Origin of the sequence: Chroococcidiopsis sp. CCNUC1 (assembly GCF_023546805.1) — a bacterium.
GTDB lineage: Bacteria > Cyanobacteriota > Cyanobacteriia > Cyanobacteriales > Chroococcidiopsidaceae > Chroococcidiopsis > Chroococcidiopsis thermalis.
The window spans coordinates 3,857,453-3,882,110 of record NZ_CP097480.1 but is presented as its reverse complement, the minus strand read 5'-3'; the positions used below and the strand labels follow the sequence as shown (position 1 = coordinate 3,882,110).

Genomic DNA, 24,658 nt, shown 5'->3' with positions numbered 1-24,658 from the left:
GTAATTCTTCCCCTAGCCTCTAGTCTCTCTCAATTGCCCATTTCCGTTCTCAACTGCTGTTCCAAATTTTGCAGATCTACGCCTAAATTTCCCAGCACTATTACCGCCATTCCTTGCCCTTCACGGAGAATTCCTAGTAATAAGTGTTCCGTACCAATATGACGATGTTTGAATTCTCGTGCCTCTGTTAGGGCGAGTTCTAAGCATTGTCTTGCCCTTGGGGTAAAGGGAATTTCTGGCGGCGAACCCGTGCCTCTACCAATTCTTTTTTCTACTTCAGCTCTAGTATTCTCAAAATTGACTCCCATTGCAGTCAGAACTCTTGCAGTCATTCCACTTTGTTCGCCGATTATACCGAGTAATAACTGCTCTGTACCGATATAATGATGTTTTAAACGCTTCGATTCGTACTGAGCCAAAATAATCGCTTGAATTGACTGTTGGGTAAATCTTTCAAATCCTATAGGTAGAGCAATTTTATGAAAGACACTGCCGAAAAAACTTTCTAGCGATCGCAAAAATCCTTCAAACATAAATCCTGCCTGAATAGATTCATTGTGAATTAATTCCGCAGTCTCGTAAGCCTTATTTGTAGATAAAGCCTGTGGGCGAATACTGCAACCGTTGTACAAAAAGGACAATAAATCTTCCATCGTTGCGGCATTGGCTGAATACCAGAGAAACTGTTTATCGCGTCTGGAAGTTACTAAACCCTCATGTCGTAACTTTTCCAAATGGTGCGACAAGGTGGAATTAGGAATATTCAGCACGGCTTGAACTTCCCCTACCGTTTTCCCTTCTGGATAAGCAGCAAACAGCAGCCGCATAATTTCCAACCGAGGTTCCGATCCCAGCGCCGCAAAAATATCTGCGTACTGAGCCGTATCTTTATTTTCCATATTTCTAGTTTAATCGAAATAAAAAGAATGTCAATAGATTTGACCAAACTACTTAGCCCCCTTTTTAAGGGGGTTGGGGATCTAAACCTTACCACCACCCATGAGATATAACAGCGCCATCCGCACCGCTACCCCACTCGTCACCTGCTGGGAAATTAGACTGAACTGGGGATCGTCCATCAGATCGGAACTAATTTCTACGCCACGATTGACAGGACCTGGGTGTAAAACTTTAACATCAGGTTTACAAAGTTGTAGGCGATCGCGCGTAATTCCAAATAACTGATGGTACTCTCTAATACTGGGTAAGAGGTGCTGCGCCATGCGTTCCCTTTGCAACCGCAGCGTCATCACAAAATCTGCATCTTGTAATGCGGGTTCGATTTGCCAATGTAAAAATAATTTGCGATTTGGCTGACAGTTTACAGTTGACGGTTGATTATGGTTTCCCCGATCTCCCTCACTCCTCGCTCCTCGCTCCTCACTCCTCGTATCAACGAACTCCCCAAACATCTGCGGTAACAATGTCGGTGGTGCAGCAAGGTGGACTTCTGCCCCGCTAGCGGTTAAGCTCCAGATATTCGATCGCGCTACCCGTGAATGAAGGATATCCCCGACGATCGCAATTTTTTTCCCCTGTAACAGTTCCAAGCGCGGACGATCGGGATCGAGCAGAGTGCAAATTGTAAATAGATCGAGTAAAGCTTGAGAAGGATGTTCGTGCTGTCCGTCCCCAGCATTCAAGACTCCGACGCGGACATTCAAGCGATCCATTTCAGCTGCGATCGCTTGAGGAACTCCCGCTTCTCGATGGCGGATCACCATCATATCGGTTCCCATTGCCAAGTAGGTTTTTGCCGTGTCTAATATTGTTTCCCCCTTCGTCAAAGAAGAGGTAGAGGCGGTAAAGTTTAGCGTATCTGCCGATAAACGTTTGGCTGCTAATTCAAAACTGCTGCGGGTACGAGTCGAAGATTCAAAAAATAAATTCGTTACCACCTGTCCTTGTAAGGTTGGGACTTTCTTCGTCCGCCGCGTCAACACCTCTCGAAAACTTGCAGCGGTCTGCAACACCGTGTTGTATTCTTCCGGCGTAAAATCTTCTAGAGACAAAATGTGATGGCGATTCCAGATCATGGGGAGCGATCGAGCGCACGAGCAGGGAAGGACAAGGGGGACAAGGGAGATAAGGGGGACAAGGGGGACAAGGGAGACAAGGGGGACAAGGGAGATAAGGGGGACAAGGGAGACAAGGGGGACAAGGGAGTAATTCCAGCCACTAATTACCAACTACCAATTACCCATTACTCACTTAAGAGATTGTTAATTGCCAAGAGCAATTCGTTTAAGTTTACTGGTTTATGAAAGTAACCGTCAGCCCCTTGTTGTAAAGCACGGCGACGAGTTGCCATATCTGCTTCAAATGAAAGAAACCAAATAGGTATACTAGCTGTAATCGGTTCATCACGCAACTGTCTTAAAATTTCGTATCCATTTTGTTCTGGCAGCTCCAGTTCGCAAATAATTAAGTCTGGCTGTTCTCCTCTGGCTAATTGTAAGCCCGAGCGACTATTATCTGCGGTCAAAACCTGAAAGTTATTCAAGGCGAGAAAGTCAGAAATTAATAGTAGAGAATATGCATCATTATCAATTACTAGAATTTTCCTCACTGCTATCTCGCGATAAACTTCATTTCAGAACAGAATTAGTATTTGCCCTAACTAATTTGGAGATTTTGACTGTAATCCCCAGTAGTTCGTAGTAATTACGGACTTGTTTTTACAACTTTGTAACGCTATAACTATTGTCCTACAGTATCATATTATACCTAAATTTTACTAAACTAACTTTTTGAGTAATGGATAGACAGTCCAAATCTATTAGCAGTTCAGGTGCTATAATGAAATGCTTAAGATTTTCATCCGCTTTAAACTAGTAATAAACTTCACAAAGAGCGTGGGTAAATTCTCTTCTACACGGATGCGATCGATTAGATGATAAACAACGCGGCAATTACGATGAGTTGATGTAGCAGTCCGATTGGTACATTAGAGCGATCGCGCTTTGAGAAAGGTAGCTAAACAGCTTACGATCGAGAATAGAGACGCTTATGGGGAAACACTGCATGGATACGAAAGCTTTTAAACGATCGCTCCAACACTCGGAAAACTACCATCGTAAAGGGTTCGGTCATGAAGCTGAAGTTTCTGGGATGTTGCAGTCGGAATATCAAAGCAATCTGGTGCAGCAAATCCGAGATAATGGCTATACTCTGCAACAAGGTGACGTAACGATCCGCTTAGCAGAGGCATTTGGTTTTTGCTGGGGGGTAGAACGAGCTGTAGCAATGGCATACGAGACGCGCCAACATTTCCCCACGCAGCGGATCTGGATTACCAACGAAATCATCCACAATCCCTCTGTTAACCAGCGATTGCAGGAAATGCAGGTTGGGTTCATTCCAGTTATCGCCGGAGTTAAAGACTTTTCAGTTGTGGAATCGGGAGATGTGGCGATCCTACCCGCTTTTGGGGCTAGCGTGCAGGAAATGCAGCTGCTTCAAGAGAAAAATTGCAAGATTGTCGATACGACTTGCCCTTGGGTTGCTAAAGTCTGGAATACTGTCGAAAAGCACAAGAAAAGCGAGTATACCTCGATTATTCACGGCAAGTACAATCACGAAGAAACCATTGCCACCAGTTCTTTTGCAAATAAGTATTTAGTCGTGCTAAACATGGCACAAGCCGAATACGTGTGCAATTACATCTTGAATGGTGGTAATCGCGACGAATTTATGGCAAAATTCAGCCGTGCTTGTTCGGCAGGATTCAATCCCGATACAGATCTCGAAAAAGTTGGGATTGCCAACCAAACCACCATGCTCAAAAGCGAAACTGAGCAAATCGGTAAACTATTCGAGCGCACGATGATGCGAAAGTACGGTCCCGATACACTCAACCAACACTTTATCAGCTTTAACACCATCTGCGATGCTACCCAAGAAAGGCAAGACGCGATGTTTCAGTTAGTTGAAGAAAAGTTAGACCTGATGGTCGTCATTGGTGGTTTCAACTCTTCTAACACGACTCATTTACAAGAAATCGCGATCGAGCATCAAATTCCCTCGTATCACATCGACAGTGCCAACCGAATCGGTACAGCGAATCAGATCGAGCATCGCTTACTCAGTGGCGAGATTACAGCTACAGAAGATTGGTTGCCCAGTGGCAAAATTACCGTAGGTATTACCTCTGGTGCTTCCACACCCGATAAAGTTGTGGCTGACGTGGTAGAGAAGATTTTTGCGCTCAAAATGTAGAGACGTTACATGTAGAGACGTTACATGTAACGTCTCTACAATGCGGACGTGCTAACTCGATATACACAACGCCGTCCGCCTGCAATTAAATGTTCGGTACGGGCGATCGCCACGTCTTCACCTAGAGTCGATTGAAAGACTTCTAGTTCTTGGCTGCACAGTCCCGTGCAAGCTGTGGCGGCGGCGCAGATCGGACAGTGATTTTCAATTAAGAGAAATGAGCCGTCTGAGAGAGATTCAACGTCTGCCATGTACCCCTCGTCGGTGCGTAGGTTCGCTAGGGCTTCTAGCCGCTGCTGAATACTGCTAGTGGTATGAATCTGCTCTCGATATGCCTCAATTTGTTGGCGAGTTCTAATTTCTAGCAACCGTTCTAATCCCTCCGATCCAAAAGCTTCTGTGACTGAATTGATTAAACTCAACGTTAACTCGGCATATCCGTGCGGGAAAAAGCGGTCTGCTGCGGGTGTGAGTTGCCACAATTTTGCCGGACGACCCATCGCCCGTTGTTCTTCCTGATAGGTAACTAGTTGCTCTTTTTGTAATGCATATAAATGTTGACGCACTGCCATTGCTGAGATGCCAAAATGAGAGGCAAGCGCCGCCGCATCCATTGCGCCCTCTTGTTTTAGTAGCTTAACAATCGCTCGTCTTGTACGAATGTTTTGATTTTGTGACTCGGTTTTCATGGGGATAAGGGCAGGAGGCAGAAAGTAAAGAAAAATATTTACAAAGTTGGCTTTGTCTTTTAAACTCTAGTTTATAACGAAATATCTTTAGAAAGTGAAGGCAAGTACGGATTTCGTATTGCATGATTTACGTGGTTTTAAAAGATTTTGCCAAATAAAATTGCTGGCGATCGCAATTCAGATGGTAGGGGCGCTTTCTCTGTGCGCTCCTACGAACCATATGTATTTCATCTGTTATTCGGAGTCAAAAGGATGAATAGAGAAATTCAACGCATCAATCCAGTCGGGTTATATGACCCTTCTCCAAACGGTTACACGCATGTTGCGATCGCGCCACCAGGAGCAACTATTATCTATATTGCTGGTCAAGGTGGAGAGGATGAACAGGGCAATCTGGTTGATGATTTTGCGACTCAACTGAAACAGGCGTTTGCTAATCTAGACACTGCTTTGAATGCAGCTGGCGCACGCCCAGAACATGTGGTAAAGCTGACTACGCTTGTAGTTAACCATGACGAGTCTAAACTACAGCATTTAGGAGCAGAGATCGAGGCAAGGTGGGGCGATCGCCCACCCACTCAAACTCTCATTCCAGTCCCCAGATTAGCACTCGATCGCATGTTATTTGAAGTTGATGCTGTGGCAGTACTAGCTTAGCTTTTCAACTTTCAACTTTTGACTTTTAACCTTCAACTTTTGACTTTCAATACTCTTACAGAGTGACTTGTCTGTGACAAAGCACACAGTTTCAGGTGTTAACTGCAAAATATATTTATGAAGAACTACAAACTGAATTTTCAGTTTTTCTGTCTTGTTTGGAAAAAACTGTATTTAAAAATACAGTTTTTCAGTTTTAATTATGCATTAACTGAAACGACAAAACTATTAACTAATAATCCTTTCAAAATCCAAAGTCTCAAATCTAAAATTTACAATGTTAGGGTTCATTCACAAAATATTCACAGCTTTTTTTTAGAGTCAGAGGTAATTCTGTAACGATCGCAATACATCTTCACACTTAGGTAACACAGGGTCAAGGAAAGTTGAATACGCACCTCCCGAAATCAGCAGCAACCAACCAAACTTGGAGTCAGCGATTTGAAACGGCTTTGCATCCCGCGATCGCCCGTTTTAACGCTAGCATTGGCTTTGACATCGAACTGATTGAATACGACCTGACAGGTTCGATCGCTCATGCTCAAATGCTGGCGCATACAGGTATTATTACCCAAGAGGAAGCGCAACAACTGGTATCGGGTTTAGAACAAATTCGCCAAGAATATCGTAACGGACAGTTTACGCCTGGAATTGAAGCAGAGGACGTGCATTTTGCGGTAGAACGACGCTTGACAGAAATTGTAGGCGATGCGGGGAAAAAACTGCATACAGCGCGATCGCGCAACGATCAAGTCGGTACGGACATTCGCCTTTACCTGCGTCACCGAATTCAAGAAATTCAAGCTCAAATTGAGCAAATGCAAACGGTTTTGCTCGATTTAGCAGAACAGAATATAGAAACGCTGATTCCTGGCTATACTCACTTACAACGCGCTCAGCCTCTAAGTTTAGCTCACCATTTGCTAGCATATTTCGAGATGCTGCAACGGGATAAAGAAAGACTTGGTGATGTCTATAAGCGAGTGAATATTTCTCCTTTGGGTAGCGGTGCGTTAGCTGGAACTACCTTCCCTATCGATCGCCATTACACGGCGAAATTATTAGAATTTGATGGAGTTTATGCTAACAGCTTAGATGGAGTGAGCGATCGCGATTTTGCCATAGAATTCTTAGCAGCAGCAAGCATCATTATGGTGCATTTGTCGCGACTATCTGAAGAAGTAATTTTGTGGGCATCAGAAGAATTTAGTTTTGTCAAACTCAAAGATAGCTGCGCGACTGGTTCTAGTATCATGCCGCAAAAGAAAAACCCTGACGTGCCGGAATTAGTACGGGGTAAAACTGGGAGAGTTTGCGGACATTTACAGGCATTATTGGTACTGATGAAAGGTTTACCTTTAGCTTACAATAAGGATTTACAAGAAGATAAAGAAGCGTTATTTGATGCCGTTCGTACCGTTAGAGCAAGTCTGGAAGCAATGACAATTTTGTTTGCTGAAGGATTGGAGTTTCGGACTCCGCGCCTCGCTCAAGCAGTAGCAGAAGACTTTTCTAATGCTACAGATGTCGCCGATTATTTAGCTACAAAAGGCGTACCATTTCGGGAAGCTTATAACTTGGTAGGTAAGGTCGTTAAAACCTGTATCGCCGCAGGCAAACTTTTAAAGGATTTAACTTTAGCAGAATGGCAAGAATTACATCCAGCATTTGATACTGATATATACCAGGCGATCGCTCCTCATCAAGTCGTTGCTGCCCGTAATAGTTACGGAGGTACGGGATTCGAGCAAGTACGAAAAGCATTGGCAACAGCACGAGAGAAAATGCAGCAGTCGTAGTACGGGCGGGTTTGGGAACCCGCCCGTACGGGAGTCGGGGAGAAGAGAACTGAGCAAGCAACTACCAACTACCAATTACCCATTACCCATTACCAATAAAAACATCATTTTAGGACTAGTCTATGGATGGCAAGCGTATGAATCGAGATCTACATAATACAAATACTATTGAATCAGTGAATTCCTACGTGGAACCTAGATGGCTAGTAGAAGAAAGAGATGCGTGTGGAGTTGGACTGATTGCCCAGCAGCAAAATATTCCCAGCCACGGTATCGTAAGTGCAGCACTCAAAGCACTGGGATGCTTGGAACACCGAGGTGGATGCAGCGCCGATAACGACTCCGGTGATGGTTCGGGAATTTTAAGCGCTATCCCGTGGGAACTGCTTCATGCTTGGATGAAAGAGCAAAATATTGCCATTCCACCGCAGGAAAACACGGGAATTGGAATGGTATTTTTACCCCAAGAACCACAACAAGCCCAAACTGTTAGAGAAGTCATCGAACAAGTTGCTACTGCTGCTGGACTAACAGTCTTGGGTTGGCGAGTCGTCCCCGTAAAACCAGAAATTTTAGGTATTCAAGCACGGGAAAACCAACCGCAAATCGAGCAAATAATTGTCAGTTCCGAGCTAACAGGCGAAGAACTGGAACGACAACTCTATATTATCCGCCGTCGCATTGGTAAGGCGATCGCGCAACAAACTCAACTTCAATGGTCGGAACACTGTTATATCTGTTCCTTCTCCTGCCGTACCATCGTCTATAAAGGTATGGTACGCGCTGAGGTCTTGGGCGAATTTTACCAAGACTTAACGAACCCTGCTTATCAAAGTGCTTTTTGCGTCTATCATCGCCGCTTCAGCACCAATACCTTACCCAAATGGCCCCTCGCCCAACCGATGCGCTTGTTGGGACATAACGGCGAAATTAATACGCTACTGGGTAATATCAACTGGATGCGGGCGAGACAAGCTGACTTGAACCACCCTGTATGGCAAGGGAATTTGGATGCCTTGAATCCAATCGTACAGCTCGATAATAGCGATTCTGCTACCTTAGACAACGTATTTGAATTGCTGGTGCGTTCCGGTCGTAGCCCCTCGGAAGCCTTGATGTTGATGGTTCCCGAAGCTTACCAAAATCAACCAGAACTAGCACAATATCCTGAAATTGTAGACTTTTACGAATACTTCAGCGGTATCCAAGAAGCTTGGGATGGTCCCGCCTTACTCGTATTCAGCGATGGTAAAACTATAGGAGCTACGCTAGACCGCAACGGCTTGCGTCCGGCGCGATATGTCGTGACTAAAGATGGAATGCTAGTGGTTGCTTCCGAAGCTGGAGTGGTAGATCTCAAAGAAAGCGAAATTCTGGAAAAAGGCAGACTTGGACCAGGACAAACCATTGCTCTAGACTTAAACAAAGGTAGCATCCTCAAAAACTGGGAAGTCAAACAGCGTGTTGCCAAAGCACATCCATATGGCGAGTGGCTGAAACAATATCGCGTGGAACTAGGTAAGGGCGCACAGCTGTGCGCCCCTACAGAAACCGCAAACCAGGACAACGGTAACGGTTCTTCCCCTCACTCCTCACTCCTCACTCCTCACCCCTACACCGACAGACAAACTCTCCTGCGTCACCAAATCGCCTTCGGTTTTAGCAGCGAAGACGTAGAAATGACAATTCAGCCGATGGCGGCGGAAGGGAAAGAACCGACATTTTGTATGGGTGATGATATCCCCTTAGCCATCCTTTCAGGCAAGCCGCACCTGCTTTACAACTATTTCAAACAGCGGTTTGCCCAAGTGACTAACCCCGCGATCGATCCGTTGCGGGAAAGCTTAGTCATGTCATTAAAAGTAGAATTGGGCGCTCGTGGTAACTTGCTCGACCCGCAAGCAGAAGATGCCCGACGCTTGCTGTTAAATTCTCCCGTATTACAGCAAGCAGATTTAGAAGCAATTACCCAATCTGGTTTTGAGTGCGCCACGCTTTCGACGCAATACGACATTACAACGGGTCCCGCAGGATTGGCAAAAGCTGTAGAAAAGTTACAGGCTGATGCAGTTGCAGCCGTCAAAGCTGGCAAGCAAATTTTAATCCTCAGCGATCGCACGCCCAATCCAATTAGCGCCGAAACTAGCTATATTCCGCCCCTACTAGCCGTAGGAGCAGTACACCACCACCTGATCGGAGCTGGAATGAGGATGAAAGCTTCGCTAGTCGTCGATACGGCACAATGTTGGAGTACCCATCACTTTGCCTGTCTGATTGGCTACGGTGCATCTGCTGTATGTCCTTATCTCACCTTAGCTGCAGTGGAAAGTTGGCATGGCGACCCGAAGACCCAGCAGATGATGGAACGGGGTAAGATGTCTAGTCTGACATTACAACAAGCCCTGGCTAACTACCAAAAAGCTGTCGAAGCAGGGATTTTGAAGATTCTTTCCAAGATGGGGATCTCGCTGCTATCGAGCTACCAAGGAGCGCAAATCTTTGAGGCGATCGGCATCGGACACGATCTACTCGCGATTGGATTTTACGGCACGACATCGCGTTTGGGCGGTTTGAGCGTTGAGGAATTGGCAAGCGAAGTGCTATCCTTCCATACTCGCGCCTTCCCAGAAGTGACGGTGAAGAAGCTGGAAAACTTCGGTTTCGTCCAGTACCGTCCAGGGGGCGAATATCACATGAATAGCCCCGAACTGGCAAAAGCATTGCACAAAGCCGTTGCTAGTCCAGAGAATCAGGATCATTACAATATTTACAAAAAACACTTGCAAAACCGTCCGTTAACTGCTTTGCGAGACTTACTCGACTTCCAATCCGATCGCAGTCCCATCTCGATTGAGGAAGTCGAACCAGCTAGCGCTATTGTCAAGCGCTTCTGTACGGGTGGCATGTCTCTAGGCGCATTATCGCGGGAAGCGCACGAAGTATTGGCGATCGCCATGAACCGGATTGGTGGTAAATCTAACTCTGGTGAAGGTGGAGAAGATCCAGTTCGGTTCAAGGTTCTAGAAGATGTGAGCGAAGGGCGTTCCTCGCTGCTACCGCATCTCAAGGGTTTGAAAAATGGCGACACAGCATCCAGCGCGATCAAACAGGTTGCTTCCGGTCGATTTGGCGTGACACCAGAATACCTGATGAACGCCAAGCAGATCGAAATTAAAATCGCTCAAGGGGCAAAACCAGGGGAAGGCGGACAACTTCCAGGCAAAAAAGTCAGCCCCTACATTGCCATGCTGCGCCGTTCTAAACCAGGAGTCACTTTAATTTCGCCGCCACCCCACCACGATATCTACTCGATTGAAGACTTGGCGCAGCTAATTTTTGACTTGCACCAAATTAATCCCAAAGCTCAAGTTTCGGTGAAATTGGTCGCAGAAATCGGCATTGGGACGATCGCGGCGGGGGTAGCTAAAGCTAACGCCGATATCATTCAAATATCCGGTCACGATGGTGGTACGGGTGCGTCACCCTTAAGTTCGATCAAACACGCGGGTACGCCGTGGGAATTGGGACTGACGGAAGTACATCGATCGCTGATGCAAAACAGTCTGCGCGATCGCGTAATTCTGCGCGTTGATGGCGGAATTAAGAGCGGTTGGGATGTGCTAATGGGTGCGTTAATGGGAGCAGAGGAATTCGGCTTCGGTTCGATCGCCATGATTGCCGAAGGTTGTATTATGGCGAGAATCTGCCATACCAACAATTGTCCTGTGGGTGTTGCTTCCCAACGGGAAGACTTGCGCCAGCGTTTCCCAGGGATTCCAGAACACGTTGTCAACTTCTTCTTATTTATCGCGGAAGAAACACGTAGCTTATTGGCACGGTTGGGATATCGTTCTCTCGATGAAATTGTCGGTCGCGCTGACTTGCTGAAAGTTAGGGAAGAAGTGCGTTTAACTAAGACGCAAACTCTCAACCTCGACTGCATTACCAAGTTACCCGATACGAAAAGCGATCGCGCTTGGTTGTCGCATGAAAGCGTCCACAGCAACGGACACGTACTGGATGACGAGATTCTTGCCGATCCAGAAATCCAAGCCGCAATTCAAAATCAATCTGCCGTTAGCAAAACCTATAATGTCGTCAACACCGACCGTACCGTAGGCGCAAGAATTGCAGGGGCGATCGCTTCCCTTTATGGCGATGATGGATTTGAAGGACAACTCGACCTTAACTTTACGGGTGCAATCGGACAGAGTTTCGGTGCATTCAACTTATCGGGAATGACTTTGAAACTCGTCGGGGAAGCCAACGACTACGTAGGTAAAGGGATGCATGGTGGCGAAATTGTCATCACGCCTCCTCCAGAAGCTAACTATGCAGCGGCTGATAACGTTATCGTCGGTAACACTTGCTTGTATGGGGCGACGGGTGGAGTGCTTTTTGCTAACGGGATTGCAGGCGAGCGTTTTGCAGTCCGTAACTCCAAAGGCGTTGCAGTGATTGAGGGTGCGGGCGATCACTGTTGCGAGTACATGACTGGTGGTACGATTGTCGTCTTGGGCAAAGTTGGCAGAAACGTCGGTGCGGGGATGACGGGTGGATTAGCTTACTTCCTTGACGAAGAGGGGAATTTCTCGGAGTTAGTCAACCACGAAATTGTCAAGCTGCAAAAAGTCAGCTCGCCTGCAGGAGAACGACAGTTACGCCAGCTGATTCAAACGCACGCCGAACGCACAAACTCTGCAAAAGCGCAAGCTATTCTAGCGAATTGGTCGGAATATTTGCCTAAATTCTGGCAAGTCGTACCACCTTCTGAAGTTGATACGCCGGAGGCTGTTGTGGGTAAAGAGTTGAGTTCTGTTAATTAAGGGAGTCGGGAGTCGTAGGGGCGGGTTTAAAAACCCGCCCGTACAAGAGTCGGTGGAAGTTCTGCGTTTGAAGTTGAAGATCTCGATCCCCCTAGCCCCCCTTGTTAAGAGGGGAACCAATAGCCCCCTTGTGTTTGAAGTTGAAGATCTCGATCCCCCTAGCCCCCCTTGTTAAGGGGGGAACCAATAGCCCCCTTTTGAAGGGGGTTGGGGGATCTCCCAAGGACTGTGCATTTTAACCGATGTCTATTGCTGTCCAACCTGACGGGGTAACTCGACGTAAAATGTCGTGCCTTCACCTAGTTGACTTTCAACTGAAATTTTGCCTCCCATCATCTTGACTAGGGAATCTGTAATTGCTAATCCCAGTCCCGTACCTCCATGCTGGCGGGTTAGAGTTTGGTTCCCTTGGCGGAATGGTTGAAAAATCGATTGCAAGTCTTCTGGAGCAATACCAATTCCCGTATCTTCTACCGCGATCGCAATCCGGTCTGAACCTAATTCCCACACCCTAACTTCAACCTTACCCACTTCAGTAAACTTGATGGCATTCGATAGCAAATTGAGTAAGATTTGCCGCAGGCGAACGCTGTCATTAGTAATTATGGAGGATTGAATAGCAAACGATCTCTGTAACTCCAAATGCTTCTGCTCGGCTAAACAGTGCATTTCTTCTGTTGTTGCTATAACTAAATCGACGACATTTAAAGGCTCTAATTTTAGAGTCAGCTTGCCAGCCTCAACTTTAGAAAAGTCGAGAATATCCTCAATTAAAACTAACAAATGCCTTCCACTACTAAGGATACGCGACACCATATTTTCTTGGTTGTGAGGCAAGGCACTTTGAGTCTGACGCAGTAATAACTGAGAAAACCCCACGATCGCATTTAAGGGACTGCGTAGCTCGTGAGACATAATTGCCAAAAAATGCGCTCTCAGCTTTGCGGCTTCTTGTAATTGCAAGTTTTGCAGTTGAATGGTGCGAATCGTTGCTTCCGCCTGTTTGCGGGCAGTGATATCTCGGATCAGCCACCGCCATCCCATAGGAATACCACTTGCATTGTACATGCTTGATACCGTCACGGCAGCATCAAAAGCTACAGCATGGCGCGGACAAATTGTCAACTCCCATTCTTGCATCTGTTGCATTTGAGACATTTTTTGCAACTGAGTGCGAAAAACTTGTCGTTGGTCGTAGGGAACGTAGCTAGTCAGAGGTTTACCGACTAAGAATTGCTGTGGTACGTTGAGTAGCTTTGCAGCAGCGCGGTTAGCTTCGCGAATTTTTCCCGTTGCATCTGTCACAATGTAGCCATCGGGAGCAAACTCGAATAAGTCTAGATAACGCTGGCGCTCGATCTCAATTTGATTCTGAGCGATCGCCAATTCTTGATTTTGGGCTAATATTTCTTCTTCTGCTACGTGCAATTCCTCTAGAGTTATCCGTAGTTCTTCTAGCGATTGTTCTAGCAATTCTGCCCGTTGCTCTGGCGATGCTACTTGAGTGCGCTTGTATAGTTGGGCTGCCTGTTTATATGTGGTTTCTATTTTTTGATTAAATAGCCTCGCGTCCATTTTACACCTCCACCAATCGAGATTGCAGCAGCGGGTTGACCATATATTGTATGGCGATCGACCTTTGAGCTAAACCTATCCCTCTAAGGGTAGAAACAAGGTAGTGATTTGACTTGAGATTAACGGTGGTGTGAAATAAAACAGCGGGCAACAATATACACATGGTTTTTAAAAAATTCTGTCAAAATTGCTGTTTTTTGGTAATTTTAACTAATCGACTGGCTTGAATTGGTGAAATCAGGTATTATTTTTAACGCGAAGGTTTTGATGCAAATGCAATATTTCAGCAATAACATTAATATAAGTTAAGGAATGCATGTACGCTAGCCAACATTATTTTCTTTTCACTTTTATACTGCTATTCACTAAAAAAATAGCTAATAAAGTGATTCTCTCAAACCTACTGAAAGGAAGAGAATAACTCAGTCAAAAGCTTTATTTATAGCCTTTTTCAATTCGATGAAATACAAGATCTGTAGGGGCGCACAGCTGTGCGCCCCTACGAATGTATCGCATCATAACGAGAATCGCTATAAACAGTTATCAGTTATCAGTTATCGAGGAGTCACTGGTCACTGACCCTTGTTCTTCCATCAACATGATGACCCCGTGAATTCCTTGCCGATAATCCATTAAAGGGGTGAGAGTGACTTTACATTGGATCGCCTTACCACGCCGATTGATTGCATCTAGAAACACTTCAATAGAGCGAGATTCTCCCGCTAGGCAAGAGCGAATTTGCTGTCGCATCTGCCCGACTGGTAGACCGATATCCAAGTTTAAAAAATGTTGTCCTTCAACTTCGTTACTGCGCAAGCCCCATAGATCTTCAGCTTTATTATTCCAAACTTGGACTTGCAGTTCGCGATTCACGACTACCACTCCACCGCGAAGACTGGTGAGGATCGACTCTAGAAAGGCGTTGACTTGATTCAGTTCCTCGCTGCGCAATCGCAGTTCTTCATTAATTGTCTGCAATTCTTCGTTGGAAGATTGCAGTTCTTCATTCATGGTTTCCAATTCTTCATTAGTCGATTGCAGTTCCTCGTTCGTTGTCTCCAGTTCTTCATTAGAAGATTGCAACTCTTCGTTGGTTGTCTCTAATTCTTCATTGGTTGACTGTAATTCCTCATAAGCCATTTCCAATTCTTGATTGGAATGTTCTAGTTCCTCTTGCAACCGCCGAGAGCGACTGACATCGATAAAAACAATGCTGCATCCCAGCATTCTCCCGTTAATATCTTGCAGGAGCAATACTTGTACGTCAAAATACAAAGTCTCTCCAGAGGCAGAAATCCACTCTACCTCTGTTTGGCTGATAGCACGCCGTTCGGCATAGGCTTGCTCGATCCGAGAGCGCAGTTCTAGAGGGCGGTAAGAAATTTCCAGGTCTTGCAGGGGACGACCCAAATCTCTAGGGTGAATGTTAAATAAGTTGCGGGCGCGTTCGTTAGCTAATGTGAGTAGTCCATTGACATCGATCGCGATCTGAGCGGTGGAATTGAGGTCGAATGCTGTATCCCGAATGCGGACGTGGCTAGCTAATTAATTTGCTTCGTCATCGACGTGATTGTTACCCATAAGCAACAAGCGATCGCGCATATTTCCTTTAGGGACTTTAATGAAAATTCGTCGCTTCAAATCGACTGGCGTGAAAGAATCGCCGTGACTGAGTAACATTTCTGCTTTACCTAAAAATAAGAAGCCAGCATCATTTAAAGCAAAGTGAAAGCGGGCAATAATTCTCGATTGAGCTTCAGCATTGAAATACATCAACGTGTTGCGGCATAACAACAAATCAATGCGGGAAATAGGTGCATCTTGTAACAAGTCATGACGACCGAAAATTACCGAACGGCGGAGGTCTTTACGAAAAGTATAAATCCCGTTGGAATTCTCAAAATAAAGTTCTAACATTTCCGGCGGAACGGAACTCACCTCTCGTTCGTTGAAAGTAGCTTGGCGGGCTTGGTTGAGCGCTTCTTCATCCACATCTGTTGCATAAATTTTGACGCGCTGACGCAACTGCTCGACTCCCACTGCTTCAGCCATCACCATTGCTAAAGTGTAAGCCTCTTGTCCCGAAGCACAGCCAGCACTCCAAATCCGAATTGGTTCTGTAGGTTCCTTGCGGGCAGTAATTCGAGGCACAATTTCTGTCGTCACGTAGTCCCAGGTAGCGCGATCGCGAAAAAAGGACGTGACATTGATCAAAATTGTGTTGAACAAAAGGACGAATTCCTCTGGCGCTACCTCTAGGCGATCCATGTAATCGCTGAAGTTCTCAAGGTCGAGTGCCTGCATTCGTTTGCGCACTCGCCGCATCAAACTAGAACGCTTGTAACCTGTAAAATCAAATCCGCGATTGCGTTTAATGTAGTTAATTAATGCTTCAAACTCAGCATTAGCCTCATCCGTCATTCCTCATCCCTCATCCCTTCACCTCAACTGCAACTAGTTTTACTAAGGTAGGGGCAATCTCGTTTAAAGGTAAAACCAGATCGACAACGCCAGTATTAATGGCTGCTTCTGGCATTCCCCCAAATTCAGCACTTTTGTAGTCTTGAACAATTACAGTCCCGCCCATTTCTGCAATTGCCCTGACTCCCATTGCACCATCGCTACCCGTACCCGTCAAGACAACTGCGATCGCCTGCTGTTTAAAACTAGCGGCTACCGATTCAAAGAGTAAATCTGCTGAAGGACGGACAAAATGTACGAGTTCTGAATGAGTCAACGACAGGCTACCATCTGTATTGACCAGTAGGTGATGGTCTGGCGGCGCAATATAAACTGCTCCCGATCGCAAATTATCTCCCGCTCGGACTTCTACGACGGGCATTTTTGTGCGACGGCTGAGAATATCTGCCATCATGCTAGGGTAGTGAGGGCTGACGTGCTGAACTACTGTAATAGCAGCTGGAAATTCTGTTGGTAATGCCGATAGAACTTGGCTCAGAGCATTCAATCCTCCAGCAGAGGCACAGATCGCTACAACTTTCTGAGGCAGCGAGGAGGAGTCTTCCACGGCAGGATGTTTCATTTCTGCTTCAGGAGTACCTCCTGTGGCTGCACTACTCTGCGATCCTACCACCTGTCCATTCGCTGTTGATGTGTCGCTGCCATTACTTCCGTTTCTCAAGATCAGTTGGCGCACTAAAGCCGCCTGGTGATGTGCGGTTCGCGCTTGTTCTCCAAACCGTTTAGCAGAATAAGTTTGCTGGCGATCGCGGGCGCGGTTTCCCAATCGCTCTGTCAGGGCAGCTTTTTCTTCTAATGCCCGCAGTGCGTTCCACAGTGCGTCTTCCAATGACTCTGACTGAGCGGCAAGCAAACTATCTGTAGAGTAAGCGTGACCCGTGCGACAGCGAAATCGGACGAGCTTGCCTTCATCCAGTTCCCACAGCACGCCACCGCAATCTGGACAACCATATGGGGAGGGTCTGCCAGGGCGATCGGGGTTCTGCATCGCATTTAACTCTAGTTCTGCCATGTCAGCCTCCATTTCCATATCATCAGATACACCTGTTGTTTCTGTTGCTACAGGTTGGCGAGCTAGCTCTGCGATCGAGGCTGCTATATTTACCACAGGTAAAATGCGATCGACTTCTACATTTTCAATTGCACTGCGGGGCATTCCCGAATACATTGCCTCTTCAGGGTCTTGAACGATCGCCACGCCGTCTCGTTGCTTCACTGCCATTAGTCCTGCTGTCCCGTCATCTAGCGTCCCCGACAGCACTACACCCACAACCCGTTGTCCGTATGCCCGTGCTGCCGAACGAAACAGCGGGTCTACCGCAGGGCGATGACCGTTTTCTTTGGGACCGCGAGCCAGAGAAATCGAGCCGCGTTTGAGGAGCAAGTGGCGATCGGGTGGTGCGACATAAATTTTGCCATATTCGATCGGCTCGCCATCTTCAGGATGTAATGCCTTGAGTGAAGATTGTTGCTGACGCTTAGCGATCGCCCGATTGAGAATTTTCGGGAGAATACTGGGACTTTCAGAGGGAACGTGCAGCACGACAAAAATTGCCGCTGGAATATCCGACGGTAAATGGCTCAGCAATTGAGATAGAGCTTCTACCCCACCAGCAGAAGCACCGATTACAATTATGTCGTGTCCAGGCATTGGTTAATTAGGGAGCAGGGAAGAGGGACAAGGGGGACAAGGGGACAAGGGGGACAAGGGGGACAAGGGGGAACTCGCTCTTCCCCACGACCGAAGGGAGTGGGGATTAGGGGGACAAGGGGGACAAGGGGGACAAGGGGGACAAGGGGACAAGGGAGCGATCGAACTAAGTTCACGCTAACAGAATATTGAACTAATAGCTTCATTCTTTAGAGAGTCGGGAGTCGGGAATCTGGAATAAGTGGTGCGTGGTGCGTGAATCAATTTTGAATTTTGAATTTTGAATTTTGAATTTTGTCCCCTGCTTCCTACTCACCAGTCACTGTCTTCGGTAACTCAACGTTAAATGTCGAACCTTTACCTAATTGACTTTCAACTGAAATTTTGCCTTGCATCATGTGGACTAGCGATTTGGTAATTGCTAAACCTAAGCCAGTTCCACCATGTTTACGGGTTATCGTTTGATCGACTTGACGGAATTCTTCAAAAATATGATCTAGTTCCGATGTAGCAATGCCTATACCAGTATCCTTGACACTCAGCATAAATTGCGTATTTGAAAGTTCGCAAGTTTTGATTTCTATACAACCAGATTCAGTAAATTTAATTGCATTAGAAAGTAAGTTGACTAATACTTGACGCAGGCGGTTACTATCATTAACAATTGTCACATTTTCTGTTTGCAAATCGACATGTATAGGTAACTGCTTCTGCTCCGCTAGAGGTCTAAGTTCGTCAATAGTTGATGAGACCAGACGATCTAAGCTAATTAATTCTAATTGCAGTTCTAGCCGACCTGATTCAATTTTAGATAGATCGAGAATATCGTTAATTAAAGCAAGGAGATGTTTGCCATTACTCAAAATGCGATCGATCATGCCAGATTGAGTTGCAGACAAAGCCGCAGAACGCTGACGTAACAAAACTTGCGCAAAACCAATCACGGCATTCAAGGGCGTGCGTAGTTCGTGAGACATGGTGGCGAGAAACTGAGATTTCAGCCGTGCTGCTTCGATCAACTGGAGATTTTGCTGCTCGATCCGTTGTCTAGTTAACTCTAATTCTCGATTTTGCTGGGCTAAAGTCAAATTTTGAGCAGCTAGGCGTTCTTCCCGTTCCTCTAAAGCCTGGATTAAACGGGCATTTCCGATCGCGATCGCCGCCTGTTCTCCTACCGCTGCCATTAAATTTTGGTCTTCAGGATCGAAAGCATCAAGATTTTGCCAATTTCCCACCACCAATACACCCAAACGCTCTCCATTCACCGAAGCGATCGGCACTGCATACAAGGAACTAGGAGCCAAAGAGAATTCGGAATTCGGAATTCGGAATTCGGAATTAAATTCTCCTCTTCCCCCTTGTCCTCCTTGTCCCCCTTGTCTCCCTTGTCCCTCTTCCCTACTCCCTGCGCCCTTCGCCCTACTCCCTTGTCCCCCTTGTCCCTCTTCCCTACTCCCTGCGCCCTGCGCCCTTCGCCCTCTAATCAGCCGCGCTTCCCCAGTCTCAAATACCTGCCTCAAGACTCCCAAGTCGGGATCGAGAATTTCGGTTAAGAGCAATCTTTCCTTGCCAATACCTGCTGTGGCAGAAGTTTCTAATTCGTCAGTCGCAGAATTGTAAGTGGCGATCGCGGCAAAATCTGCATCGGGGATTCCATCACAGACAGCTCCGACGATAACGTGTAGTAGCTCGGATACGTCGGTTAGGCGTTGGTTGAGCAGGTTGCCAATCCGCTGCAAGACGCGCAGTTGTTGCTGCTGTTCGCCTAAAATTACGATCGCCTGACGCAGATTTTCGCCAATTTCATTCGCCTCTTGGTAAAGCCGCCCGTTATCTACTGCTAACCCAGCTCGACGACCGAGATCCTCGGCAAATATTAAGTCGGCATTAGTATAGACTCGCTGTGACTCAGCTGCCACAAAACTAATTGCTCCAAGCGTCCTACCGCGCGCTTGAATTGGGACGCACAGCGCCGATTTCATCTGAATTTGACGTAAACTCTGCAAATGGTCGCGATCGCGGGCGAGATTTTGGAGTAAGCGATCGTCAATCTCTGGGTATAAAACTGACTCCCCAGTATGGATCACCTGGGATACGCCCAACGTACTATTTGAACTAACAGGATAGTGGCAAGCTAAAGCTTCTAGCCACCGTACCTGAGATAATGCGGAATGAGCCACGCTCACCTGCCGGATCGAGCCGTCTGCTTCGAGAATGTGAATGCTACACCAATCTGCTAGCTGCGGTACGATCGATTGAGCTAGGTTATTCAAAATAGTTTGATAGTCCAGAGAAGCAGCCAGAATGTTGCTAGCTTCAACTAGGAATCGTTCTTGATCTTCAATCCGTTTGCGCTCTGTAATATCAACAAACGCTCCGATACTGCCTCGGCATTGACCTTGCTCGTCAAACAAAGGTGCGGCGTTGCCAAGTAATTTGACTGGGGGCGTACCTTCTTTGGTTACTAAGTCTAACTCCACATCCAGCACTGGTTTACCGCTGCTTGCTGCTTGTTGCATGGGTAACTCGGAAGCAGGAATTTCTTGACTTTGACGGAAGACTTTGTATGTCGGTCGTTCTTCTAATGGCGCGCTTTTAGAAGCATTAGCAGTTGATGATAGCCCCATTAGCTTTGCCATTGCTGAGTTGACGCGAATATACTGGCATTTCGGATCTTGGGCGATCGCAATTCCCAGGGGAATCACGTCGAGCAGCGTTTCCAACTCATTGACTCGTCGCGCCAAATCTCGGTTGAGGCTAATAATTTCGGCTTCCGAACGCTTGCGATCGCTCAAATCGACAGTAAAACAAATTGCCGTGTCGGGTGACTGCTCTACAACTGCCGCACCTAATAGTATTGGCACTCGCGTTCCGTCTTTACGGATATACTCTTTTTCATAATAATTAAAACTACCAGCCGTGCGCAGTTGTTCGATGACAAGTCGATTCTGCTCGGCATATTCTGGTGGGGTCATTTTTTGCCAGTGCAACTTTCCCGCTTTTAAGTCCTGCTCAGTGTAACCCACCATTTGTAGAAAAGCTTGATTTGCCTCAAGAATTTCTCCACTCAACTTTGTTAATATCACACCTACGATATTTGTTTCCGCCAAGCGCTGGAACCGAGATTCGCTAGCTTTAAGCGCAGCATCCAGCCTTCTACTCTCCGTGATGTCGCTCACAATTCCCGACATTCGGTACGGATAGCCGCGAGCATCTCTTTGAGCTTTTCCCCTAGCCACGCAATGACGATATTCCCCAGAGGAATGCAGAATCCGAAACTCAGCTTCGCATTTTTCTCCGTGTAGCAGGTGGTTTCTGACTACGGTTTTGATCTCGGGTAAATCTTCTGGATGAATTAAATCTAATAGTGCTGTGGGGGTGTGAGTAAATTCTGCCCGCTCGACCCCAATAATTTCTAATAACCGATCGTTGCAATAAACTTCATCGGTAGTACAGTACCAATCCCACACCCCATCATTAGCAGCTTCTATTACTAATCGATAGCGTTCCTCGCTTTCTCTTAAAAGATTGTTTGCCTCTTGAGCTGCCAATTCTGCTTTATGCAAGCGAATGGCATTGCGGAGAGTCTGGCTTAGTCCCTCTACCGACAGTTTAGATTTCGACAAATAGTCATATGCCCCCGCTTTCATTAGCTGGACGGCGATTTGCTCGTCTCCTTGCCCTGTCAATACCACCAAAGGAACGGTAAAGCCCAAAGAGCGAATTTGTTGCACTAAACTCAAGCCATCGCCATCAGGCAAGCGATAATCTAAAAATACGCAGTCAAACTGCTGCTGTTGCAACTGGGCGATCGCTTCAGCACAGCCATTTGCTTCTGACCAATCCATCTTCACCCCAGCAGTGACTAGCGCTCGCTTCACTGCCATGCGATCGACTTCATCATCATCTACAACTAGAATTTTGACTGGTTCTTCCATAAAAATCAGGAATCGAGAGTCTGGAGCCGGGAGTGGTAGTTTTCACTCACCACGCACCACGCACCACGCACCACTCATTTAAGGCATTTCACTTAAGGTCCAATAATTATTCAGCGTTGCCATGACTTGGACAAAGTTATCAAACGTGACTGGTTTGAGAATATATCCAGCAACATTCAGGTTGTAAGCCTCAACTTTATCTCTGTCTTCGTTAGATGTCGTCAACATAACGACAGGGATCTGCTTGAGATTGTCATCACCTCGCAATTCTCGTAAAAATTCAATTCCATTCATTCTGGGCATGTTTAAATCTAATAAAATCAATCGCCGCTCTTGCGGGATTGGCGATGGTTCGCCTTCACTTCCTCGCAAGATTGACAATGCTTCTATCCCATCACTAGCTGTGTAGAGTGAATTGGTAATGTTATTTTTCTTAAACGCTCTTTTTACGTTCATGACATCCACTTCGTCATCCTCGACAAGTAGAATATGAATCATTTTGTCTTTCATTATGAAGTTTTATATATTCCATCTTGACTAAAATTGGAGCATATACACCTCAATCGTTTGTAGTATTTTTGAGGGAGCAGGGAGTATTGAGTAGTTAGTGGCTGGTGGCTAGTGGCTGGACTTTTCTCTAGTCACTAGCCACCAGCCACTAGTCACTGATAACTGCTCACTTCTTCCAAGTAAAATAAAAAGCTGCTCCTTGTCCTGGCTGTGATTTTAGCCGAATAGTACCTCCTTGTTGTTCGACAATTTTTTTGACGATCGCTAAGCCGATTCCCGTGCTTTCGATTGTGTCACGGGGCGACAGGGTCTGGAAAATACCAAATACCTTGTCGTGGTACTCGGGCGCAATTCCATCCCCATCATCGGCTACGACAAATTCATAATTTGAGGCATACTCTTGCACGGAAATACTGACTCTGCCATCCTGCCTGGGGTGGTATTTAATGGCGTTGCTAATTAAGTTAGTGAAAACTTGTTGTAAAGGTAATTTTTCAGTCACGATTGTCGGCATGGGTGCAATCTCAATTGAGAACGTTTCAGGTGGAGAGAGGGAGTCAACGACCTCTGCTAACAAATCTCCTACAGAAACTTCAAATTTTGGCGTGTCCATTCGTCCGACGCGGGAATATTGCAGCAATCCGTTAATTAAAGCTTCCATGCGATGGACGCGCCCCCGTAGTAGGTTCATTTGGTGGCGCGTGTCTGCTGTCAGTTTGTCTGATAGATCTTCTTCAATCCATTCTGATAAATTGGCGATCGCTCTCAATGGTGCTTTGAGATCGTGAGAAGCAACATAAGCAAACTGATCTAATTCTTGATTGCGCTTTTCTAACGTCACGTTAGTTTGCGCTAGTACGGTTGTGAGATAAGTTAATTCCTCTGCCCGCGTTTTGAGTGCGTCTTCCGAAACTTTGCGATCGCTAATATCCAAACAGCAGCCAATATATCCGGCAAAACTTCCGTCGGGGGTAAACCGAGGACTGCCTTTTTCAAAGATCCAACGGTACTTACCATCCGCCCGTCGCAGGCGAAATTCTTGCGCGAACTCTTGCCGACTGTGAAAAGCTGATAAATAAGTTTTCACGCAACGAGAGACATCTTGCGGGTGTACTGCTTCCGTCCAACCTTCTCCCAATTCCTGTTTTAAGCTGCGTCCGGTAAAATTTAACCAAGACTGATTGGCAAACTCCCACAAACTATCAGTCCCAGCCATCCAGATCATCACGGGTGCGCCGTCTGCCATCGTGCGAAATCGAGCTTCGCTTTCCCGTAATTCTGCTTCTGTTTGCTTGGCTGCGGTGATATCCAACATCAATCCCCGCAGTTTAGATTTTTCCTCGCGATCGCGGGCAAAGTGCAGGCGATCGCGCAACCACACTACACGTCCATCTGCGGCTATGCAACGGTATTCCAAACTACAATCGCGCTCTCGCTTTTCCTGGTGGTAAAAATGTCCTATATTTACCCGATCTTCAGGGTGAACGAGATTCTGCCAAAAGTTCGGCTGCTCTAACCACTGTTCCACCGGGTAGCCTAAAATTTCTGCTGCACTTTGACTGACGAAGGTAAATCGCGCTGTTGCTGCATCGTATTCCCAAACGATTGTGTCTTCCAGCCCGTTGACTAAATCTTGAAATCTCTGTTGTACGGCTTCTAGTTGTGCTGTTTTTATTGGTGTCTTTGCCGATTCCGGTTCGGTCGAGTTTACTTCGGTTCGATCGATACAAGTGACTTGCCGATCCGGTACGTCACTCGCTTCTGGGATAACTTGTTCTTGCCACCAATAATAGTTTCCATCTGCTGCCAAAACTCTGTAGGAGACAGTGTAAGCCTGCTGGCAAGCGATCGCTTGCTGCCGTTGCTGGTAATAGCGATCGCGATCTTCAGGATGGATGGTCTGCCAAAGTTCCCCAGGAACTGTTTCTATTTGGCTCATTTAGTTTTTGACTGTATTAGCAACTTTATTTTTATGCTAGAGAAAATTTTATGACACTGCTCGATTCATAAAATTTATCCTACCAGTATCTCAGCTAAAATATTAACTTAATAGAGTGGTATGGAAGGGTAAAATCTAAATATTAGAATTTTCAAAAAGTCTTTACATATAGCCTTTTCGGCAGTTTTTAATAAAAATTGTTGTCCTTTATGCCAAAAAATTTACAACCATTATCGAATTAAGTTTTATGATAAATTTAAGCTAAAATACCTTAAATTTAAAAAAATTTAAAATAAGAGAAGAGTCAAAAGTTCTCTCTTGAGGGGGATGAAAAAACCCGGGCAAAAGTATTAAAGCCATAAGTAGAGGTTTTTG

At 46.1% G+C, this 24,658-nt stretch carries 15 protein-coding genes and 1 pseudogene; 6 read left to right on the top strand and 10 right to left on the bottom strand.

From position 1 onward, the window contains the following. Positions 1 to 29 precede the first annotated feature (29 nt). Both M5J74_RS18095 and M5J74_RS18090 read right to left on the bottom strand, forming a co-directional pair. Positions 30 to 899 (bottom strand): helix-turn-helix transcriptional regulator, encoded by an 870-nt coding sequence (locus tag M5J74_RS18095; protein ID WP_106169069.1) that lies wholly within the window; start codon positions 897 to 899, stop codon positions 30 to 32. A gap of 81 nt (positions 900 to 980) precedes the next feature. Continuing rightward, positions 981 to 2,036, bottom strand: a complete 1,056-nt coding sequence (locus tag M5J74_RS18090; RefSeq protein WP_250012670.1) for an aspartate carbamoyltransferase catalytic subunit — start codon at positions 2,034 to 2,036, stop codon at positions 981 to 983. On the opposite strand from M5J74_RS18090, the gene M5J74_RS32795 reads away from it, so the two are divergent. Beyond that, complete coding sequence (locus tag M5J74_RS32795; RefSeq protein ID WP_256498348.1) at positions 2,035 to 2,169, top strand: hypothetical protein; 135 nt, start codon at positions 2,035 to 2,037, stop codon at positions 2,167 to 2,169. The two genes, M5J74_RS18090 and M5J74_RS32795, sit on opposite strands and share 2 nt — an antisense overlap. A 34-nt stretch (positions 2,170 to 2,203) precedes the next feature. Here the strand turns inward: M5J74_RS32795 and M5J74_RS18085 are convergent, their stop codons facing one another. Then, complete coding sequence (locus M5J74_RS18085) at positions 2,204 to 2,569, bottom strand: PleD family two-component system response regulator (RefSeq protein ID WP_015155466.1); 366 nt, start codon at positions 2,567 to 2,569, stop codon at positions 2,204 to 2,206. Between the two features lie 455 nt (positions 2,570 to 3,024). Between M5J74_RS18085 and M5J74_RS18080 the strand changes: the two genes are divergently transcribed. Next, on the top strand, positions 3,025 to 4,218 hold the full coding sequence (locus M5J74_RS18080) for a 4-hydroxy-3-methylbut-2-enyl diphosphate reductase (RefSeq protein WP_106168726.1): 1,194 nt from the start codon (positions 3,025 to 3,027) through the stop codon (positions 4,216 to 4,218). 35 nt (positions 4,219 to 4,253) lie between these two features. On the opposite strand, the gene M5J74_RS18075 is transcribed toward M5J74_RS18080, so the two are convergent. Then, on the bottom strand, positions 4,254 to 4,907 hold the full coding sequence (locus M5J74_RS18075; protein WP_250012669.1) for a metalloregulator ArsR/SmtB family transcription factor: 654 nt from the start codon (positions 4,905 to 4,907) through the stop codon (positions 4,254 to 4,256). A gap of 147 nt (positions 4,908 to 5,054) precedes the next feature. Between M5J74_RS18075 and M5J74_RS18070 the strand changes: the two genes are divergently transcribed. The 3 genes from M5J74_RS18070 to gltB all read left to right on the top strand — a co-directional run bounded on the left by M5J74_RS18070 (position 5,055) and on the right by gltB (position 12,189). Then, on the top strand, positions 5,055 to 5,564 hold the full coding sequence (locus tag M5J74_RS18070) for a RidA family protein (protein ID WP_250012668.1): 510 nt from the start codon (positions 5,055 to 5,057) through the stop codon (positions 5,562 to 5,564). A gap of 386 nt (positions 5,565 to 5,950) precedes the next feature. Then, a complete protein-coding gene (argH, locus tag M5J74_RS18065; RefSeq protein ID WP_127022736.1) occupies positions 5,951 to 7,363 on the top strand; it encodes an argininosuccinate lyase in 1,413 nt (470 codons plus the stop codon). Between the two features lie 122 nt (positions 7,364 to 7,485). Next, entirely contained in the window at positions 7,486 to 12,189 is a 4,704-nt protein-coding gene (gene gltB, locus M5J74_RS18060) for a glutamate synthase large subunit (protein ID WP_250012667.1), read from the top strand. A gap of 246 nt (positions 12,190 to 12,435) precedes the next feature. Here gltB and M5J74_RS18055 read toward each other — a convergent pair whose 3' ends face one another. From M5J74_RS18055 to M5J74_RS18040, 3 genes and pseudogenes are all read right to left on the bottom strand, one after another. Continuing rightward, entirely contained in the window at positions 12,436 to 13,764 is a 1,329-nt protein-coding gene (locus M5J74_RS18055) for an ATP-binding protein (RefSeq protein WP_250012666.1), read from the bottom strand. Positions 13,765 to 14,307: 543 nt separating this feature from the next. Beyond that, positions 14,308 to 16,185, bottom strand: a pseudogene (locus M5J74_RS33505) (CheR family methyltransferase). 10 nt (positions 16,186 to 16,195) lie between these two features. Then, positions 16,196 to 17,896, bottom strand: a complete 1,701-nt coding sequence (locus M5J74_RS18040; protein ID WP_250012664.1) for a chemotaxis protein CheB — start codon at positions 17,894 to 17,896, stop codon at positions 16,196 to 16,198. Between M5J74_RS18040 and M5J74_RS18035 the strand changes: the two genes are divergently transcribed. Continuing rightward, positions 17,885 to 18,088 (top strand): hypothetical protein, encoded by a 204-nt coding sequence (locus M5J74_RS18035; protein ID WP_250012663.1) that lies wholly within the window; start codon positions 17,885 to 17,887, stop codon positions 18,086 to 18,088. The two genes, M5J74_RS18040 and M5J74_RS18035, sit on opposite strands and share 12 nt — an antisense overlap. 116 nt (positions 18,089 to 18,204) lie before the next feature. Here M5J74_RS18035 and M5J74_RS18030 read toward each other — a convergent pair whose 3' ends face one another. The 3 genes from M5J74_RS18030 to M5J74_RS18020 all read right to left on the bottom strand — a co-directional run bounded on the left by M5J74_RS18030 (position 18,205) and on the right by M5J74_RS18020 (position 24,283). Continuing rightward, a complete protein-coding gene (locus M5J74_RS18030; RefSeq protein ID WP_250012662.1) occupies positions 18,205 to 21,834 on the bottom strand; it encodes a PAS domain S-box protein in 3,630 nt (1,209 codons plus the stop codon). 78 nt (positions 21,835 to 21,912) lie between these two features. Next, positions 21,913 to 22,344 carry a response regulator gene (locus tag M5J74_RS18025; RefSeq protein WP_015155457.1) on the bottom strand — a complete coding sequence of 144 codons (432 nt, stop codon included), beginning with the start codon at positions 22,342 to 22,344 and terminating at the stop codon, positions 21,913 to 21,915. Between the two features lie 166 nt (positions 22,345 to 22,510). Then, on the bottom strand, positions 22,511 to 24,283 hold the full coding sequence (locus M5J74_RS18020; protein ID WP_250012661.1) for a PAS domain-containing protein: 1,773 nt from the start codon (positions 24,281 to 24,283) through the stop codon (positions 22,511 to 22,513). Positions 24,284 to 24,658: the final 375 nt, after the last annotated feature.